The organism is Kitasatospora sp. NPDC091257, from assembly GCF_044757675.1.
In the GTDB taxonomy this organism is placed as follows: domain Bacteria; phylum Actinomycetota; class Actinomycetes; order Streptomycetales; family Streptomycetaceae; genus Kitasatospora; species Kitasatospora lactacystinica.
In genome coordinates this window covers 1-18,560 of sequence record NZ_JBIVVI010000026.1, presented here as the reverse complement: position 1 = coordinate 18,560, position 18,560 = coordinate 1, and the positions used below count along the sequence as shown (strand labels likewise).

The following is an 18,560-nucleotide window of genomic DNA, read 5'->3' as shown; positions in this document are numbered from 1 at the left end:
GTGCGGAAGGAGGTGTGCCGGCCCCGGCGGGATCGCGAAAGCCGCGCGGAACCACGGGGAAGGGGTCCGCCGCAGCGGGACCGTCGCAAGGGGCGGAGAGCAGACCGGGAGCGGCCGCCGGGCGAACCGTCAGAGCGCGGCGAGCCGCCGGGTGCGGCGCACCATGCGCGCGATCGCGGTGCTGATGGCGGTGGCCGCCGCGCAGGAGACCACGAGGCTCAGCCAGGCGGTGTTGAACCAGTGGCTGTTCAGCCAGCCCAGCGTCACGATGTAGGCGGCCCAGACCAGCGCCGCCAGTGCCGACCAGTGCAGGAATCGGTGCGGATGGGCGGGGGAGTGGCCGATGGCCAGGTCGAGGACGGTCCGCCCGGCCGGGACGAACCGCGCGACCACCACCATCGCGGCGGCCGCCCCGTGGGGGCGTTCGATCAGGGCCTCCTGGACCCGGGCCACGCTGGCCGCCAGTTTGGGGCGCCGGGCGAGCCGGCGGTGCAGCACCGGGGCGCCGCGCCGGGCCAGGTTGAGCAGCAGCAGGTCGCCCAGGAAGGAGGCCACCGCCACGCCCAGCCCGAGCATCAGGGGCGCACCGTCGATCTGCGCGGTCTTGAGCACGGCCAGGATGACCAGCGTCCCGCTGGGGATGAACGGAAGGAGGGCGTCCCCGAGCACGGCGACGAGCGCCAGCGCGCAGATCCACGAGGATCCGGTCGCCGCCACGAAGTTCAAGGCCCTTTACTCCCTCCACGCCTCCCGAGGGAGCAGGTGGCTGCAGGGGTCAACGCTAGCGCCTCGACTTTTCATGCCATGAAGCACCCCGGTATGGCATGGGTCACGGTCGCTGATTCCGGCCGCGCCCCGGGGCGGGGAACCGCGCGTCCGGGCCGGTCCGAGGGCCGGGGCGCCCGGGTGGCGGACCGCCGCCGAAACCGAACGAGCCCCCGGGGCGGGGTGCCGCGCCGAGGGCTCGCAGTGATCGTCCGGTGCTGGTCCAGCCCGACGATCTTGCTGGTGGAGTGCGGATCCCGCTCCGGCGACCCGCTCCCGGCCCCAGCCTGCCGGACGCCGGCCCCCGGTCGCGAGTCCTGGCGCTGGCGACTTCCGGCGCTGGCGGGAAGTCGCCAGCCGTGTTCGCCCGCTGGCTCTGCGTCAGCCGAACGGTCGGTCGACTTCCGCGCGAAATGGCCGAAACCCGCTCGGACCGTGGCCGGACGACATTCCGGAGGCGGGAACAGCGAGGCCCCGGCCGTGGTTGACCCCCCTCGGCGACAGCGACCGGCGGGCCATCCGGGACCGCGCGGTCACCCACGACGGCCGGCCCGAGGACGGCGGCCAGAAGGGCGGACGGGATGACCACCGAGGACCACCAGGAGCACGGGACCGGGCCGGAGACCGGGCCGGAGACCGGGCCGGAGACCGGACCGGCGGCCGGCGCGGCGATCCGCGGCACCGCCCGCGGGACGGCGCCCGCGCCGCTCTCGATCCTCGACCTCGCCACCGTCGGCGTCGGCCACACGCCCGCCGAGGCCCTCGCCGCCACCACCGAACTGGCCCGCCGGGCCGAGCAGTGGGGCTACCACCGCTTCTGGGTGGCCGAGCACCACGGCATGCCCGGAGTGGCCAGCTCCACCCCGGCCGTCCTGCTCGCCCACCTCGGGGCCACCACCACGACGCTGCGGCTGGGCTCCGGCGGCGTCATGCTCCCCAACCACGCCCCGCTGGCCGTCGCCGAGCAGTTCGGCCTGCTGGAGGCCCTGCACCCGGGGCGGATCGACCTCGGACTCGGCCGCGCCCCCGGCACCGACCCGGCCACCGCCCGGGCGCTGCGCCGCGGCCTCGCCGAAGGCGCGGACGACTTCCCGCAGCAGCTCGCCGAGCTGACCCACTTCCTCGACGGCGACTTCCCGGACGGCCACCCGTACGCCCGGCTGACCGCCGTCCCCCGGGGCGAGGGCCGACCGCCGGTCTGGCTGCTCGGCTCCTCCGGCTTCAGCGCCCAGCTGGCGGGCCGCCTCGGCCTCCCGTTCGCCTTCGCCCACCACTTCAGCAGCGCCAACACCATCCCGGCGCTGGACCTCTACCGTTCGTCCTTCCGCCCCTCCGCCGTGCTCGCCGAGCCGTACGCGCTGATCGGCGTGAGCGCGGTCGCCGCCGACGACGAGCCCTCGGCCCGGCGACTCGCCCGCTCTGCGGCCCTCGGCATGCTCCGCCTGCGGCGCGGCAACCCCGGCCCGATCCCCACCCCGGAGGAGGCCGAGGACTACCCGTACAGCCCGGTCGAGGCCGACTTCATCGACAGCTGGCTCGACAACGTCGTGCTCGGCGACCCGGGCCGGGTCGCCGACGGGCTGGAGACACTGCGCAAGCGGACCGGGGTGGACGAGCTGATGGTCACCTCGCACATCCACGGCCACGAGGCCCGGCTCCGCTCGTACGGCCTGATCGCCGAGGCCTACGGCCTGACGGCGGCGGCGTGACCTCGACGGCCTGACGGCACCTGGACCGTCGGCGCCCGGCGTGACCGGGCAGCGTGACCGGGCACCCGGACCGACGGCCCGCCGTCCGCCCCGCAGCGCCCGCCGGTCGCCCGCCCGTCCTGCGGCTACCGGCCGTTCAGGGCGGGGCGGCCCTCGCGGAGTATGGCCGCGACCAGCTCGGCCTCGCCGGGGCGGGCGAAGTACCAGCCCTGGGCGGTGTCGCAGCCGGTCAGCCGCAGGCGCTCGGCCTGGGCGGCGCTCTCGATGCCCTCGGCGGTGACGGTCAGGCCGAGGGTGTGGGCGAGCTGCACCATCGCGCCGACGATCTGCTCGTCCGCGTCGCTGCGCCGGGAGCGGAGCTCCGGGCGGCCCGGACGGTCCGTCGGGGCGGGCTCGCGGAAGCCCTCGATGAAGGTGCCGTCGAGCTTGAGCACGTGCACCGGCAGCCTGGAGAGGTAGGCCAGGTTGGAGTAGCCGGTGCCGAAGTCGTCGATCGCGATCCGCACACCCATGTCCGCGAGCGCCTGGAGGGCCTGGAGCGGGCGGCCGCCGGGGCCGAGCAGGGCGCTCTCGGTGATCTCCAGCTGGAGGAGCCGGGCCGGCAGGCCGGTGCGTTCGAGCGCCCGGGCGACGTCGGCGACGATGTCGGAGTCCCAGATCTGGCGGGCGGCCAGGTTGACGCTCACGAAGGTCTCGGTGTCGGGGAACTCGGTGAGCCACTGCCGGGCCTGCCGGCAGGACTCCTCCAGCACCCAGGTCCCGAGCGGCACGATCGCGCCGGTCTCCTCGGCGAGCGGGATGAAGCGGTCCGGGGAGAGCGTCCCGTAGCGGGGGTGACGCCAGCGGACCAGCGCCTCCGCGCCGTGCACCGCACCGTCGGCCAGGCCGACCAGTGGCTGGTACTCGATGGTGAACTCACGGCGCTCCAGGGCCGGGCGCAGTGCGGTGGCGAGCAGCTGCCGGGTGAGCTGGTGGGCGCCGCGGTCCGGGTCGTAGAGGGTCCAGCGGGCGCGGCCGTCGGCCTTGGACCAGTAGAGCGTGGCGTCGGCATCCTTGACCAGGTCGGTCGGGGTGGTCTCGTGCACGGACCGCTCGACCACGCCCACGCTGGCGGTGATCACCAGCCGGTGCCCGGAGACGTCGAAGGGACGTTCCAGCACCTCCAGGATCCGGGCGGCCAGCTCGGTCAGCTGCTCGCTGCCCAGGCTGTCGGTGACCAGGACGGCGAACTCGTCGCCGCCCATCCGGGCCACCAGGTGGGTGTCCCGCCCGTCGAACCCGCGCCGCAACCGGGTGGCGACGGCGATCAGCAGCTGGTCGCCGATGTGGTGGCCGAGCGCCTCGTTGATCGCCGCGAAGCCGTCGAGGTCCAGGTAGCAGACCCCCACCCGGCGTTCGTCCGCGGCCTCGGCCGGGCCCGGCCGGTCGTCCGGCGCGAGGCAGGCGGCGTCGAGCCGCTCGAAGAAGTAGGCCCGGTTGGGCAGCCGGGTCAGCGGGTCGTGCAGGGCCTGGTACTCCAGCCGGTCGCCGAGCCGCCGCTGCTCGGTGATGTCCTCCACCAGGGCGAGGGTGTAGAGCGGATCGCCGGCGCCGTCCCGGATCAGCGAGACGGTGACCTTGCTCCAGACGGTGTGGCCCTCGCGGTGCTTGAGCTGCTTCTCCACGCGGAACCGTTCCCGCTCCCCGTGGACGAGCTCGGGGAAGAGCCGGTCCGGCATGCCCTCCGGGTCGATGATCTCGTGCAGGTGGGTGCGGGCCAGTTCGCCGACGCCCCGTCCGATCAGCGTGGCGAAGGCCGGGTTGACCTCGATGATCCGGTCCTCGGCGTCGATCAGGGCCATGCCGATGACGGCGTCGCAGAAGGCGGCCCGGAACCGGGACTCGCTGGCCCGCAGCGCCGCCAGCAGCCGGTCGGTGCCGACGCCCTCCCGGTCGGTGCCCTCGGCCGCCCGGCCGCTGCCGCCGGCGAGCCCCCGGTCCCGGTGGGCGTCGTCGGTGAGCGGGGCCGAGCAGGTGGGGCAGAGCAGCAGCTCCGGCTCCGCGAGCGTCCCGCAGGCGCCGAGGGCGGTGGTGGCTCCCGCGGCGGGGGCGGTGGCCGGTCCGTCGGGTCCGATGGTCGGTCCGCCGGGGCCGGCGGCCGGTTCCAGGACAGGCGAGGCGAGGTGGCGGTGGCGCGGTGATTCCTCGTGCCGCACGCCCGGGTGGTGTGCGTCGGCCCCCTCGTTCCGGCCCGGCACGGCATGCTCCCGTCCGCTGCTGACGCTTGACGATGGTCCGGCCGGCCGGCCGGTCGGGACCCGGCGGTCGGCTCCGCACTCTGTCGTGGTCCTCGGAGTCGGCCGCTGCGGGGGCTGCCCGTCGTGGTGCGCCGGCGCGCGGGGACCCGCCTGAAGGACAGGGCGCTGCGGCCGATCATAGGCCGCGACGACAACACGCGGTGACCGCCGCCAGGGTGATTCGCCCGCTTTGTGATCATGAATGGTGGTACGTGCGGACGCCCCCGGTGCACATCACATGATGTGCGCCAGGGGCGCGTGCGCCGAAGCCGCGCCCCTGGGCGCCGGTCGCGCGCCGGATGCGGAGCGGAGCGGGCCGGGAGCCCGGGGGCGGAAGGGGCTGTCGGGGGTGCTGGAGAAGAGGGCGGAAGAGAGAAGAGGGCGGAATGGAGAAGAGGGCGGAATGGAGAAGGGGAAGACGGGCGGGCTCAGGCCAGCGAGGCCGTGAGGGTGATGGTGGTGCCGGTCAGGGCCTGGCTGACCGGGCAGTTGGCCTTGGCGTCCTCGGCGGCCTTCACGAAGCCGGCCTCGTCCAGCCCGGGGACCTCGCCGACGACGGTCAGGTGGATGCCGGTGATGCCCGTGCCGGGCTGGAACGTCACGTCGGCCCGGGTGTCCAGCTTGGTCGGCGGGGTGCCGGCACCGGCCAGGCCGTGCGAGAGAGCCATCGAGAAGCACGCCGAGTGGGCGGCTGCGATGAGCTCCTCCGGGCTGGTCCTGCCGTTGGGTGCCTCGGCGCGGGACGGCCAGGAGACGGGGTACTCGCCGATCCCGGAGGAGGCGAAGGTCACCAACCCCTTTCCGTCGAGGAGGTTGCCCTCCCACGCGGTGGTGGCGGTGCGGGTGGTTGCCACGATCGGTTCCTCCAGTACTGAGGGAGTGTTCGAACGGTCACGTCCGGTCATGCACGCCCCAGCCTACGGGCAGAGCCCTCCCGGCCCGGTGCGTCACGCTGCGGGGCCGGGCGGAGCACCGGGTCACCGTCCGGTCCGGTCCGGTTCGGTCCGGCTCACCGTCCGGTCCGGCCCGCCGTCCGGATCGGCCCGCCGTCCGGATCGTGGACGGTTCCGTCCGACGGCGCGGGGCCGGAGCGGGGCCCTGTTAGATTTGCCCGGGCCCGAGCCCGGCCGCCGTACGGCCGGGCGCCCACTGCAGACACCGGGAGCCGCCCCGATGACGGACCACTCCACGACCCCCGACGCCGGCCTGACCGAGGGGATCGACGACGCCGTACGGGCCGAGCTGACCGGCCTGCGCGAGAGCATCGACAACATCGACGCCGCGGTGGTCCACATGCTGGCCGAGCGCTTCAAGGCGACCCAGCGCGTCGGCCGGCTCAAGGCCGAGCACAAGCTGCCGCCGGCCGACCCGGCGCGCGAGCGGGACCAGATCAAGCGCCTGCGGGAGCTGGCGGCGGGGGCGAAGCTGGACCCGGTCTTCGCCGAGAAGTTCCTGAACTTCATCATTGCCGAGGTCATCCGCCACCACGAGGCCATCGCCCGCTCCTGAATCCCCGGGTCCGAGCGGCCCCGGGTCCGAGCGGCCCCGGGGCCTCCGGCGATGTCGGCGGCGGCTAAATGACCGATTTCGTCAGGCTCCACGGTTGGCGTAGCGTGCAGGTTTCCCCAGCCGGAGAGGTGGAGCAGCGACGATGGCGGTGAACCTGCCCGAAACGCCGAGCGGAACCGGAGTTCCCGGCGATTCCGCGTCGAACGCCCACGCGGTGCCCGGCGGTCGCGCCGAGGCCCGCCGCCGGGCCCGCGGTTCGCGGGGCCGCAAGGCCGGCGGTTCGGGTCGGCGGCCGCGGCCGTGGTGGATCGAGCTGCCGGTGATGGCGGCGGTCGGCCTGGTGGTCGCACTGCTGATCAAGACCTGCCTGTTCCAGGTGTTCACCATCCCGTCCGGCTCGATGGAGAACACCCTGCGGATCGGCGACCGGGTCGGCGTGAACAAGCTGGCGCCGCTGACCGGCTGGGAGCCGGAGCCGGGGCAGCCGGTGGTGTTCAAGGACCCGGGGGGCTGGCTGCCGCCGCAGCCGACCGATCCGAACCCGGTCACCAACGCCCTGAGCTCGGTGCTCAGCTTCGTCGGCCTGGTCCCGCCGAAGGACGACAACTACCTGGTCAAGCGCGTCATCGCGACCGGTGGGCAGACCGTGCAGTGCGAGGGCAGCACGCTGAGCGTCGACGGACGGAAGGTCGACGAGCCGTACCTGCACCCCGGGGACGACTCCTGCGCGGGGCTGGACTTCGGGCCGGTGAAGGTGCCCTCGGGCTACATCTGGGTCGAGGGCGACCACCGCAGCGACTCCGCGGACTCCCGCTACCACCAGCACGGCCCGGGTGGTGGCGCCGTGCCGGTGGACAACGTGGTCGGCCCGGTGTCGGCCGTCGTGTGGCCGCTCAATCACCTCGACTGGTTCGGCTGGACCGGCCGCTGACCCCACGCTCGGCGGTCACCCGGTCGGCAGCCCCGGGCCCGTCGGCCCGTGGACCCGCGAACACCTCGACCGTCCCGGCGCCCGCCCCCGCCCCCGCGCCCGCGCCCGCGCCCGTGCCCGCGCCCGCGCCCGCCTCCGCGGGTTTGCTCGCCTGGGCCGCGAAGGCGCCGGTCAGCACCAGCAGGCCGCCCGTGATCTGCGGCAGCCCGAGGTGTTCGCCGAGCAGCACCCAGGCCGTCACGGTGGCGACCACGGCCTCCAGGTTGGCGACCACCCCGGCGATCGGCGGCGAGAGGTAGCCGACCGAGATCACGCCGGTGACGTAGGCGAGCACGGTCGCGATCAGGACCATCCACGCGGCCGGGAGGAACGCGGGCAGGGTGTGCCCGTTCATCACCACCGACCCGCCGAGCCGGCTCCAGTCGGCCTGCCACGGCCGGGTGAGGGCGGTGAGCAGCACGGCGCCGATGAGCAGCCCGAACGCGCTGACGGCGAGCGGGTCGACCGGGCGCTCGCCGTGCCGGCCGGCGTCGGCGAGCACGAAGTAGCCGACCTGGCACAGGGCCGCGCCGAGGGCGAAGAGCACGCCCAGCGCGTCGAAGCCCAGGCCGTTCCAGACCTCGACCACGCAGGCCAGCCCGGCCACCGCGACGCCGGCGCCGACGGCCGCGCCGCGGGTGATCGGCTTGCGCTGGACGAACTTGACGTAGCCGATCAGCAGCGGCGGCCCGAGGTACTCGATGAGCAGGGCGACGCCGACCGGGATGCGGGAGATCGCCGCGAAGTAGCAGGCCTGGACGCCGGCCACGGCGAGCAGGCCGAAGCCGAGCAGCAGGCCGGGGCGGCGCAGGACGGCGTCCCGGTGCCGGTAGGCGACCGGGAGGAGCGCCACCGCCGCCCCGGTGACCCGGAGCCACACCACGTGCAGCGGGGAGAGCCCGGCCTCGATCAGCGGTTTGGCCGCGGTGCCGGAGCCGCCGAAGGCGACGGCGGAGACCAGCGCGAGGCCGAGGCCGAGGGTTCTGCCCGAAGGGAGGGTGGGCGAGGCCGTTGATCTGTGCACCGCCGCATTGTGACAGTCATACCGGCGGTCGGGTAAGGCGCCATTCCGTCATTCGGTCCTGCCCCCGACTGTGCGCAATGGCGCAATCACCGGCACCGGTACGGCCCCGTGACCGTGCCGGTCCCCGCCGGCCGTCAGTCACCGGCCCTCAGCCACCGGTCACCGGTCGCCGGCCCCGCCGGCCCTCAGCCACCGGCCGAGGCGCCCGCCCCCGTGAGCGCGTCCGCCCCGCCCGTGGGCTGGGTGGTCGGCCGGCTGGTCGGGGGCGCGGTCGGCTGGGTGGTCGGCGTCGTCGGCTTCGAGGTGGGCCGGGGCGGCCGGGTGGGCTGGGTGGTCGGCTGGCTGGTCGGCGGAGCCGTCGGTGCGGTGGTCGCACCGCCGTCGGTGCCGCCCGGCGAGGTCGAGCCGTCGCCCGGCGCCGGGGCGGGGCCGGTGCTCGGGGCGCCGGTGGGGGCGCTCGTCGACGGGGTGCCGCTCGGCGTGCTCGGGGCGGTCGGCAGGTCGATGGCGCCCGAGGAGTCGCCGCCGGCCGGGGTCGGGAAGTCGCCGACCGGCTGACCCTTGAGCGCGGCCTTCATGTAGCTGGTCCAGATCTGGGCCGGGAACTGGCCGCCGGCCGCGCCGTCGATGCCGCCGACGCCGCTCAGGCTGACCTGGGCGCCGGTGCCCGGATCCTGGCCGAACAGGGCGACCGAGGTGACCAGTTCGGGGGTGTAGCCCACGAACCAGACCGACTTCTGGTCGTCGGTGGTGCCGGTCTTGCCGGCCACCGGGCGGCCGAGCGCCTTCGCCCGCCAGCCGGTGCCGCCCGGGTCGCTCACCACGCCCTGGAGCATCGAGGTGACCTGGTTGGCGGTGTCCTCGCTGATCGCCTGGGTGGTCTTGTGTGCGGGCAGTGCCACGTTCTCGCCCTCGCGGTCCACCGACTGCACCAGCCACGGGGTGATCTGCTTGCCGCCGTTGTCCAGCGTGGCGTACACGCCCGCCATGTCGAGCACGCTCGGGGTGGCCGCGCCCAGCGGGATGGACGGCACCGGGTCGAGCCCCGGGATGTTGCCGGGCAGGCCCATCGCGACGGCGGTGTCCTTGACCTTCTGGAGCCCGGTGTCCTGCGCGAGCTGCGCGAACGCCGAGTTGACCGACCAGTCGGTGGCCTGCTGGAGGCTGATCTGGCCGTAGCTCTTGTCGCCCTCGTTCGGCGGCGCGTACGGGGTGCCCTTGCCACCGCGGACCTTCCGGCCGCTGGTGCCGTCGTAGACCGTGCGCGGGGTGATGGTGCGGCCGTCCTGGGTCTTGGCCTCGTTCTCGAACGCGGCGGCCAGCGCGATCGCCTTGAAGGTCGAGCCGGCCTGGTAGTCGCGCCGGGTGGCGTTGTCGACGTAGTGCTTCACGTAGTCGACGCCGCCGTACAGGGCGACGACCGCGCCGGTCTTCGGGTCCACCGAGGCGGCGCCGGCCTGGGCGGCCGCGTCCTTCTTCCGCTTGTCCGGGTTCAGGCTGTCGTGCAACTGGGCCTGGACGGAGTCCTGGAGGGCCTGCTGGCGGGCCGGGTCGATGCTCAGCTTGATCGTGTAGCCGCCCTTGGCCAGCTCGGTCTCGCTGATCACCCCGCTGGAGGTGAGGTACTGGGTGGCGGCGTCGACCAGGTAGCCGGCCTGGCCGGACAGGCCCGGGTTGGGCTGCGGGTCCCGGACGTCCGGGAAGGTGGTCGCGGCCCGCTCGTCCGCGGAGAGCCAGCCCTCCTTGACCATGCCGTCGAGCACGTAGTTCCAGCGGTTGACGGCGTTCTGCTTGCCCGCCGCGGTCGCGGTGGCGACGTCGTACGCGCTCGGGGCGTTCAGCAGGGTGGCCAGGTAGGCGCCCTGGGCGGCGTTGAGGGCCGACGCGTCGATGCCGAAGTACGCCTGGGCGGCGGCCTGGATGCCGTAGGCGCCGCGGCCGTAGTAGGAGGTGTTCAGGTAGCCGGAGAGGATGTCGTTCTTGCTCTCGGTGGCGTCCACCTTGATGGCGATGAACAGTTCCTTCACCTTGCGGGTGATCGACTGCTTCTGGTTCAGGTACGTGTTCTTCACGTACTGCTGGGTGATGGTGGAGCCGCCCTGGGTCCCCTGGCCCTTGGCGGTCTTGATCGCGGCCCGGGCCAGGCCCTGGACGTTGACCGCGCCCTCGTTGTAGAAGTTCCGGTCCTCGGCGGCCAGCGCGGCGTGCTGGGCGGCGGGGGAGACCTTGTCCAGGGAGACGTTCTGCCGGTTGGTCTGACCGGTGCGGGTGAGCACCGAACCGTCCGAGTAGAGCCACGTGTTGCTCTGGGCGGTCGCGGCGGCGTGCGCGTCCGGCACCTTCACCAGGGTGATCCCCAGCGCGAACAGGCCGATGCCGAGCAGCAGCGCCGTGCCGAAGCCGAGCAGGGTCATCCGCCAGGTGGGTATCAGCCGGCGGATGCCGGTGCGCTTCGGGCGACGCGACTTCCTGCCGCCGGATCCGTCGGACCCGCCGGTGCGGCCCGACCCGCCGGCCGGGCCGGTGGAGCGCTTGAACCGCTTGACCGGGCGGAGGCTGATCGACGGCGTGCTACGGCCGCTCTGGGCGTTTCTGGACAATGCGCGGCCTTTCCTGCGGGCGCATCGAGGCAGCCGGCACGGACGGGGACATCGGCGGTTGGGGACCTTTGTCCCGATTCAGGTTCTACTGCCCTGGACGAGCAGAATGGGCCGGATGGCTCCGGTGAATCGCCGATCGAGACCGACATCACACGCAAAACGGACGTCGGAGGCCAAAAAATCGGGGAGCCCCTCGCTGCTGCGAGAGGCTCCCCAACTGTCTGTGCGCCGCCAGGGACTCGAACCCCGGACCCGCTGATTAAGAGTCAGCTGCTCTAACCAACTGAGCTAGCGGCGCCTGCTGACCTGGAAAACAATACACGCTTCCGGGGGGTGTCTCGAACCGGCTGCGGGTCACCCCCGGGCCACTCGGACGGTGGCTGCCCGACCTGCCCCTTTCCTTCCGGTTGGTCCGGAGTTCGCCGCTGGTTAGGGTGGAACGGTGCCCCGCCTCCAGCCCGGCCACCGGACCGCACGGACGGCGGTCGCCACCCTGCTGCTGCTCGGCGCCGTGGCGTACACCGCCTGGGTGCTGGAGGTGCGCCGGTTCGGGCCCCGGACCGCCGGCCGGGCGCGCTTCCTGCGCGTCGACGGCGTCCCGCTGCACGTCCGCGTCGAGGGCAGTGGACCGGTCTGCCTGCTCTCCGGCGGCCTCGGCAGCAGCTGGTTCGACTGGGACCTGGTCGTCCCCTTCCTCACCCCGTACCGCACCGTGGTCCGCTTCGACCGGCCCGGCTACGGGCTGAGCGCCCCCGAGCCCGCCACCGGGCGGCCCGCGCCGACGGCGGCCGGCGAGGCCGGACGCATCCGGGCGGTGCTGGACGGCCTGGGGCTGCGGGAGCCGTGCACCGTGGTCGGGCACTCGCTCGCGGGCTTCCACGTGGAGGCCTTCGCCCGGCTGCACCCCGAGCGGACCGCCGGGCTGGTGCTGGTGGACGGCAGCGTGGAGGCGGCGGCCCGGCCGTACCCGGCGCCCGGCGCGCGCGACCTGGCGGCCCGGGCGGTGGCCGGCGCCGCCACCGCCCTCGCCGTGCCCTACCTGCTGGGCCCGTCCGTCCGCCGGGCCACGGCGCGGCTGTCCACCGTCCGCCGTGAGGACCTCGCCCCGGCGCCGCTGGTGCGGCACTGCTACCGCACCGGGCGGGCCCTGCGCGCGCTGCTGCGGGAGAACGGCCGCTACCTCGACACGGCCGCCGAGCTGGACGGGCTGCGGAGCACCCGGCCGCTGGCGGAGGACCTGCCGATCACCGTGCTGGCCGCCGACGACGGCTGCCGGACCCGCCGCACCGAGGAGTGGCTGGCCCGGCAGCGGGAGCTGGCGGCGCTGCTCGGGGCGGACTTCCGCACCACCGCCCCGGCCGGGCACCTGGTGATGTTCGACCGCCCGGACGCGGTGGCCTCGGCCGTGCTCGACACCCGCTGAGCCGCCACCGGGGCGTCCCGTCGGCTCGTTGCAGGGCCGGAAACGCCTCAGGCCGCCCACCGGAGTGGACGGCCTGAGACCTTGCCATGTGCGCCGCCAGGGACTCGAACCCCGGACCCGCTGATTAAGAGTCAGCTGCTCTAACCAACTGAGCTAGCGGCGCCTGCTGACGTCGAAGACTTTACACGGCGCCGACCGGATCCACCGAATCGTGTTCGAGTGATCACCCTGTGTCGTTTCCTCCGGGGTCCGGGTGGTGGCAGGCCGCACTGTGGTCCGCCCCCGGCGCGCCCTCGACCAGGGCCGGCCGTTCCCGCTCGCAGCGGGCCCGGTCCGCCGGGGACGTCAGTCCGGCGTAGCGCGGGCAGCGGGTGCGGAAGACGCAGCCGGTGCGGCGCTCGGTGGGCGGGGGAGGGTCGCCGGCCAGCAGGACGCGGTCGCGGGCGCGTTCGGCGGCGGGGTCGGGGAGCGGGACGGCCGAGAGCAGGGCGCGGGTGTAGGGGTGGCGGGGGCGGTCGAAGACGGCGGTCACCTCGCCCTGCTCGACCGTCCGGCCGAGGTACATCACGCTGACCCGGTCGGCGAGGTGCCGGATCACCGAGAGGTCGTGCGAGACGAACAGGTAGGACAGGCCCAGCTCGGCCTTGAGCGCCTGGAGCAGGTTGAGCACGCCGGCCTGGATGGAGACGTCCAGCGCGGAGACCGGTTCGTCCAGCACCAGCAGGCCGGGCCGGACGGCGAGCGCCCGGGCGATGGAGACGCGCTGGCGCTGGCCGCCGGAGAACTGGTGCGGGTAGCGGACGGCGTGCTCCGGGTCGAGGCCGACCTGGCGCAGCAGCTCGGGCACCCGGCGGGCGATCTCCTCGCGCGGGGTGCGCTGGGCGAGCAGCGGTTCGGCGACGATGTCGCCGATCGGCATTCGGGGGTCCAGGCTGGCCATCGGGTCCTGGAAGACGATCTGCACCCGGGCGCGGAGCCGGTGGGTCTCGGCCCGGGTGAGGGCGGCGGTGTCCCGGCCGAACAGTTCGATCCGGCCGGTCTCCGGGGCGCCGAGCCGCAGCAACTCGAACAGGGTGGTGGACTTGCCGGAGCCGGACTCGCCGACCAGGCCGAGGGTCTCGCCCTCCCGCAGGTCCAGGTCGACGCCGTCCACCGCGTACACCTCGCCGACCTTGCGCTTGAACACGGTGCCCTTGAGCAGGTGAAACGTTTTTCCGAGGTCGGTCACCGACAGCACCGGCGTCCGTGCGGAGCGGTCGCCGGGGCCGACGGCGGTGGGGGGCAGCTCCGGGACGGGATAGACCTCGGCCGGCGCGGGCCGCCGATCGGCGAGCTCCGCCGAGCGCACGCACGCCGACAGGTGGCCGTCCGCCCCCTCCAGGGCGGGCTCGGCCGTGGCGCAGCGCTCCTGCGCCAGCGGGCAGCGCGCCGCGAACGGGCAGCCCGGGGGCAGTTCGGCCATCGGTGCCGGGGTGCCGGGGATCGGCACGAGCGGACCGCCGCGCCCGTCCAGCCGGGGCAGTGCGCCGATCAGGCCGAGCGAGTAGGGGTGGTGGGGGGCCGCGAACAGTTCGTCGACCCCGGCCGTCTCGACCACCCGTCCGGCGTACATCACCGCGACCCGGTCGGCCGTTCCGGCGATCACCCCGAGGTCGTGGCTGACCAGGACGAGGGCCGCGCCGGTCTCCTGCCGGGCGGTGCGCAGCACGTCCAGCACCTGGGCCTGAATGGTGACGTCGAGCGCGGTGGTGGGCTCGTCGGCGAGCAGGATGTCGGGTTCGTTGGCGACCGCCATGGCGATCATCGCGCGTTGGCGCATGCCGCCGGAGAACTCGTGCGGGAAGCTGTCCAGGGCCCGGTCGGGCGCCGGGATGCCGACCAGGTCGAGGAGTTCGGCGGCCCGGCGGCGCGCGGCGGCCTTGTCCACCCGCTGGTGGATGCGGACCGCCTCGGCGATCTGGTCGCCGATCCGGTAGACCGGGGTGAAGGCGGAGAGCGGGTCCTGGAAGACCATGGCGATCCGGCGGCCGCGGATCGCGGCGAGCTCCCGGCCCGGCAGCCCGACCAGTTCCCGTCCGTCCAGCCGCACCGAGCCGCTGACGCTCGCCGTGCCGGGCAGCAGCCCGAGCACGGACAGCGCGGTGACGGACTTGCCGGAGCCGGACTCGCCGACGATGCCGAGGGTTTCGCCGCGCCGCAGGGTGAGGTCCACCCCGCGGACGGCGGGGACCGGGCCGTCGGGCCCGGCGAAGTCCACCCGCAGGTCCCGGACGGCGAGCAGCGGGGTTTCGACGGTGGTGGTCACGGGTGCTTCCTACGGCCGGCGGAACGACGGGTACGGGGCGAACGGCGGGGCGCGGCCCCGGAGGTGGGGTCGAGCGCGTCGCGCAGCCCGTCCCCGATCAGGTTGACGGCGAGGACGAACAGCACCAGCAGGGCGGCGGCGAAGTAGAACAGCCAGGGGAACACCGGGGCCTCACCGGTTCCGGCGGCGAGCAGGGTGCCGAGCGAGACGTCCGGCGGCTTGACCCCGAAGCCGAAGTAGGAGAGCGCGGTCTCGCTCATCACGGCGCCGCCGACCGCGATGGTGGCGTCGATGATGAGGAAGGAGGCGACGTTCGGCAGGATGTGCCGGCTGATGATCCGCAGCGGCCGCACCCCCATGAAGCGTGCGGCGCGGACGAATTCGCGCTCGCGCAGCGAGATGGTCATCGAGCGGACCACCCGGGCGGTGATCATCCAGTTGAACAGGGCGAGCAGCAGGACGAAGGCGATCCAGCCGGCGCCCTTCAGCCGGGCCGAGACGATGGTGATGATCAGGAAGGCGGGGAAGACCAGCAGCAGGTCCACCAGGAACATCAGCGCCCGGTCGGCCCAGCCGCCGAAGTAGCCGGCGCAGGCGCCGACCACGGAGGCCAGCACGGTGGAGAACAGTGCCACCAGCAGGCCGATGACCAGCGACTTCTGCAGGCCGCGGACGGTCTGCGCGAAGACGTCCTGACCGACCCCGTTGGTGCCGAACCAGTGCTCGGCGGAGGGGGGTTGGTGCAGTGCGGAGAAGTCGGGAGTGGCGTAGTCCCAGGGTGTGAGGTACGGGCCGCCGAAGGCGAGCAGGAACAGCAGCAGGACGACGACGGTCCCGGCGACGGCGCCGCGGGCGGCGAGCAGCCGGTTGAGCACGAGCCGTCCGCGACCGGTGGTCCGGGGGCCGGTGGCCGGGGCGGAGGGATCGGCGACGGTGGTGGTCATCTCAGGTCACCTCTGGTCAGGACCGCACGCGCGGGTCGAGGGCGGCGTGCAGGGTGTCGGCGAGGAAGCCGGAGGCGAGGACGACGACGGCGGTGAACAGGTTGACGGCCACCACGGAGTTGACGTCCTGTTCGTTGATCGACTGGATCAGCCACTCGCCCATGCCGTGCCAGCCGAAGATCGTCTCGGTGAAGATCGCGCCGGTGAAGATGCCCAGGAAGCTGTAGGCGAACATGGTCGACATCGGGATCACCGCGGTGCGCAGTCCGTGCTTGAGCAGCGCCCGGCCGCGGGTCAGACCCTTGGCCTCGGCGGTGCGCAGGTAGTCCGAGCCGAGCACGTCGAGCATGGTGCCGCGCTGGTAGCGGCTGTACGTGGCGAGGCCGCCGAGGGCCAGCGAGATCGTGGGCAGCAGCAGGTGCAGCGCCCAGTCGGCGAGGTGGGTGCCGAGGCCGCCGGTGAGCCCGGGGGTCTCGTAGCCGGTGAACGGGATCACCTCGTGGCCGACCGCGTCCTTGGCGGTGATCGCGCCGTTCTTGAGGAACAGCGCGACCAGGAAGACCGGGGTGGAGAGCAGTACGAAGGACAGCACGGTGAGCAGCCGGTCGGAGACCCGGTACTGGCGCACCGCGCTCCAGGCCCCGGCCGCGACGCCCAGGACCATGCCGAGCAGGCTGCCGATCAGCAGCAGGCGCAGCGAGACCCAGACCCGGCGGCCGAAGTCGTCGGTGACCGGGGTGTCGTGGATGGTCCGGCCGAGGTCGCCGTGGAGCAGCCCGCCGGCCCAGTGGCCGAAGCGCTCGACGACCGGGGTGCGGTCGTTCAGGTTGAGCGCGGTGAGCTGGCGTTCGACCGATTCGGCGGCCGGGCGGGGGACCTTGGCGTCGAAGTAGGTGCGCGGCTGCAGGGCGGTCGCGGAGATCGCGTACGCCAGGAAGACGGCGGCGATCAGCAGCACCGCGTAGTAGCCCAGGCGTTTCGCCAGGTAGCGGAGCATCAACGGCCGCCCGCTGCGGTGCGGGTGGGGCCGACGCGTCTGGTGGGCATCGGTTGGCCTTCGGTCCAGGCCCGTTCGGGCGTCAGTCGGGTGGTTTGGCAAGGGAGTTGGGAAAGCGCAGGTCAGAGTGAAGCACCGGCGCACTGAGGTGGTGTTGCGTCCGTGTTGCCGTGTGTGACTTTTGGATCAGACGTGCGCTCCTCCCCCTGGTGGTCGGTCTGATCCGCTGTTACGTTCTGCTCGCTCGATGCCGAATTGGCTGCCCACGCTCAAGCCTCGTCACACCTCGCGCGCCCCACATCCCGTCATCGATCCCAGGGGACCCTCATGGACGCTTCCACCACGGCCGGCCGTCTCGGCCGGGCGGCCGCCCTCGCCGTCGCCGTCGCGCTCGCGGTCACCGCGTGCACCTCGGGCGGGGGTGGCTCCGTCGACGGCGCGGCCAGGAGCGAGCCGCCGGGACAGGGCTCCAACGACCTCAACCCCAAGCCGCTGGACCAGATCAAGGACGGCGGCGAGGTGCGCTTCCCGCTGTACCAGTGGATCACCCAGTGGAATCCGCTGCAGGTGGACGGCTACTACGGTTCCACGGTCTCGATCATGCGCAACCTGGAGCCTTCGCTCTTCACCACGGACGCCGCCGGCACCTTCCTGCCCGACCCGGACTACCTGGTGGACGCCAAGGTCACCTCGACCTCGCCGCAGGTGGTCACCTACAAACTCAACCCCAAGGCCAAGTGGTCGGACGGCAAGCCGCTGAGCCACCTGGACTTCAAGGCCGACTGGCAGGCCGCGAGCGGCAAGGACCCGGCGTACAACCTCTCCGACCCGTCCGGCTACGAGCAGATCTCCGCGGTCGAGCAGGGCGCCGACCCGAGCGAGGTCAAGGTCACCTTCGCCGAGCCGTACGCCGACTGGCAGAACCTGTTCCGCCCGCTGATGCCGGCGGCCGGCATCTCCACCCCGGACGACTTCAACAAGGGCTGGGTGGAGAAGATCCCGATCACCGCGGGCGCGCTGAAGGTCGGCACGGCGGACAAGACCGCGCAGACCCTGACCCTCGTCCCGGACCCGGCCTGGTGGGGCACCAGGGCCAAGGTCGACAAGGTGACCTTCCGGGTGATGTCCCAGGCGGCGACGACCCAGGCGTACCTCAACAACGAGATCGACTACGCCGCGGCCGGCACCGCCACCGCGTACGGGCAGCTCAAGAGCGCCAAGGACACCGTGATCCGGGCCGCCAGTCCGTGGGACGAGGTGCACATCTCCTTCGGCGGCACCGGCGCGCTGGAGGACCGGAAGGTCCGCCAGGCGCTCGGCAGGGCGCTGGACCGCCCGGCACTGATCAAGATCGCCAACAACGGGGTGCCGGTGGAGTTCAAGCCGCTCGGCAACCACATCTTCATGCCCAACCAGACCGGGTACCAGGACACCTCCGGCGACTGGGCGAAGTTCGACCCGGCCGCGGCCAAGAAGCTGCTGGACGAGGCGGGCTGGAAGGAGTCCGGCGGCCAGCCGCGGACCAAGGACGGCCGGCCGCTGGAACTGCACTGGGTGCTCAACGACTCCACGCCGCAGGCCCAGATCGACCTGGCCACCGCGGCGGTGGCGATGTGGCAGGCGGTCGGGGTCAAGGTCAGCCTGGACAAGGTGGCGGCCAACGACTTCTTCACCAAGTACGTGAACCCGGGCAAGTTCGAGATCGCGAGCTGGCGCAACACCGACTCCTTCCCGCTGTCCAAGAGCCTGACCAACTTCCGGCTGCCGGTGGGCGACAACAGCTTCAGCAACCCCTCGCGCCTGGGCAGCCAGGAGATCGACGACCTGCTGAAGAAGGCGGCCGGGACGGTCGACCCGCAGGAGGCGGCGAAGCTCTACAACCAGGCGGACGCGAAGATCTGGGAACTCGGCCACACCGTCGAGCTCTACCAGCGGCCGGAGGTGGTGGCGACCCGCAAGGGCCTGGCCAACTACGGGGCCTTCGGCCTGGCGGGGGAGGACTACAGCAGGATCGGCTGGGAGAAGTAGCCGGCGCCGG

The 18,560-nt window shown here is 73.3% G+C and carries 13 protein-coding genes and 2 tRNA genes; 5 read left to right on the top strand and 10 right to left on the bottom strand.

The window, feature by feature from the left end; all coding sequences use genetic code 11:
• Positions 1–129: 129 nt before the first annotated feature.
• Entirely contained in the window at positions 130–717 is a 588-nt protein-coding gene (locus tag ACIQOV_RS02400; protein ID WP_359901955.1) for a VTT domain-containing protein, read from the bottom strand.
• A gap of 629 nt (positions 718–1,346) precedes the next feature.
• Here ACIQOV_RS02400 and ACIQOV_RS02395 point away from each other — a divergent pair.
• Positions 1,347–2,474 (top strand): LLM class flavin-dependent oxidoreductase, encoded by a 1,128-nt coding sequence (locus tag ACIQOV_RS02395; protein ID WP_401043982.1) that lies wholly within the window; start codon positions 1,347–1,349, stop codon positions 2,472–2,474.
• A gap of 125 nt (positions 2,475–2,599) precedes the next feature.
• On the opposite strand, the gene ACIQOV_RS02390 is transcribed toward ACIQOV_RS02395, so the two are convergent.
• Both ACIQOV_RS02390 and ACIQOV_RS02385 read right to left on the bottom strand, forming a co-directional pair.
• Positions 2,600–4,669, bottom strand: a complete 2,070-nt coding sequence (locus tag ACIQOV_RS02390) for a putative bifunctional diguanylate cyclase/phosphodiesterase (RefSeq protein WP_401043979.1) — start codon at positions 4,667–4,669, stop codon at positions 2,600–2,602.
• 509 nt (positions 4,670–5,178) lie between these two features.
• Positions 5,179–5,604 (bottom strand): OsmC family protein, encoded by a 426-nt coding sequence (locus tag ACIQOV_RS02385; RefSeq protein ID WP_387691777.1) that lies wholly within the window; start codon positions 5,602–5,604, stop codon positions 5,179–5,181.
• Positions 5,605–5,923: 319 nt separating this feature from the next.
• Between ACIQOV_RS02385 and ACIQOV_RS02380 the strand changes: the two genes are divergently transcribed.
• Positions 5,924–6,259 carry a chorismate mutase gene (locus tag ACIQOV_RS02380; RefSeq protein WP_359901835.1) on the top strand — a complete coding sequence of 112 codons (336 nt, stop codon included), beginning with the start codon at positions 5,924–5,926 and terminating at the stop codon, positions 6,257–6,259.
• 142 nt (positions 6,260–6,401) lie between these two features.
• Complete coding sequence (lepB, locus tag ACIQOV_RS02375; protein WP_401043976.1) at positions 6,402–7,190, top strand: signal peptidase I; 789 nt, start codon at positions 6,402–6,404, stop codon at positions 7,188–7,190.
• Here the strand turns inward: lepB and ACIQOV_RS02370 are convergent.
• From ACIQOV_RS02370 to ACIQOV_RS02360, 3 genes are all read right to left on the bottom strand, one after another.
• Positions 7,153–8,253 (bottom strand): EamA family transporter, encoded by a 1,101-nt coding sequence (locus ACIQOV_RS02370; protein ID WP_401043973.1) that lies wholly within the window; start codon positions 8,251–8,253, stop codon positions 7,153–7,155. The two genes, lepB and ACIQOV_RS02370, sit on opposite strands and share 38 nt — an antisense overlap.
• A gap of 185 nt (positions 8,254–8,438) precedes the next feature.
• A complete protein-coding gene (locus ACIQOV_RS02365) occupies positions 8,439–10,853 on the bottom strand; it encodes a transglycosylase domain-containing protein (protein WP_401043970.1) in 2,415 nt (804 codons plus the stop codon).
• A 224-nt stretch (positions 10,854–11,077) separates the two neighbouring features.
• Positions 11,078–11,151 (bottom strand) — tRNA-Lys (locus tag ACIQOV_RS02360).
• Between the two features lie 240 nt (positions 11,152–11,391).
• On the opposite strand from ACIQOV_RS02360, the gene ACIQOV_RS02355 reads away from it, so the two are divergent.
• On the top strand, positions 11,392–12,276 hold the full coding sequence (locus ACIQOV_RS02355; protein ID WP_401043985.1) for an alpha/beta fold hydrolase: 885 nt from the start codon (positions 11,392–11,394) through the stop codon (positions 12,274–12,276).
• A gap of 89 nt (positions 12,277–12,365) precedes the next feature.
• Here ACIQOV_RS02355 and ACIQOV_RS02350 read toward each other — a convergent pair.
• From ACIQOV_RS02350 to ACIQOV_RS02335, 4 genes are all read right to left on the bottom strand, one after another.
• A tRNA-Lys gene (locus ACIQOV_RS02350) sits at positions 12,366–12,439 on the bottom strand.
• 60 nt (positions 12,440–12,499) lie between these two features.
• A complete protein-coding gene (locus tag ACIQOV_RS02345; RefSeq protein WP_401043968.1) occupies positions 12,500–14,581 on the bottom strand; it encodes a dipeptide ABC transporter ATP-binding protein in 2,082 nt (693 codons plus the stop codon).
• Complete coding sequence (locus ACIQOV_RS02340) at positions 14,578–15,525, bottom strand: ABC transporter permease (protein WP_401043965.1); 948 nt, start codon at positions 15,523–15,525, stop codon at positions 14,578–14,580. Before ACIQOV_RS02340 ends, ACIQOV_RS02345 begins: the two co-directional genes overlap by 4 nt.
• Before the next feature lie 16 nt (positions 15,526–15,541).
• Positions 15,542–16,522 carry an ABC transporter permease gene (locus ACIQOV_RS02335; RefSeq protein ID WP_401043962.1) on the bottom strand — a complete coding sequence of 327 codons (981 nt, stop codon included), beginning with the start codon at positions 16,520–16,522 and terminating at the stop codon, positions 15,542–15,544.
• Positions 16,523–16,849: 327 nt separating this feature from the next.
• Here ACIQOV_RS02335 and ACIQOV_RS02330 point away from each other — a divergent pair, with 327 nt between their 5' ends.
• Entirely contained in the window at positions 16,850–18,550 is a 1,701-nt protein-coding gene (locus tag ACIQOV_RS02330) for an ABC transporter family substrate-binding protein (protein WP_401043959.1), read from the top strand.
• Positions 18,551–18,560: the final 10 nt, after the last annotated feature.

Coding starts and splice junctions, on each gene's coding strand:
- ACIQOV_RS02395 (WP_401043982.1), top strand. CDS start 1,347: ATGACCACCGAGGACCACCAGGAGCACGGGACCGGGCCGGAGACCGGG.
- ACIQOV_RS02380 (WP_359901835.1), top strand. CDS start 5,924: ATGACGGACCACTCCACGACCCCCGACGCCGGCCTGACCGAGGGGATC.
- lepB (WP_401043976.1), top strand. CDS start 6,402: ATGGCGGTGAACCTGCCCGAAACGCCGAGCGGAACCGGAGTTCCCGGC.
- ACIQOV_RS02340 (WP_401043965.1), bottom strand. CDS start 15,525: ATGACCACCACCGTCGCCGATCCCTCCGCCCCGGCCACCGGCCCCCGG.
- ACIQOV_RS02335 (WP_401043962.1), bottom strand. CDS start 16,522: ATGCTCCGCTACCTGGCGAAACGCCTGGGCTACTACGCGGTGCTGCTG.
- ACIQOV_RS02330 (WP_401043959.1), top strand. CDS start 16,850: ATGGACGCTTCCACCACGGCCGGCCGTCTCGGCCGGGCGGCCGCCCTC.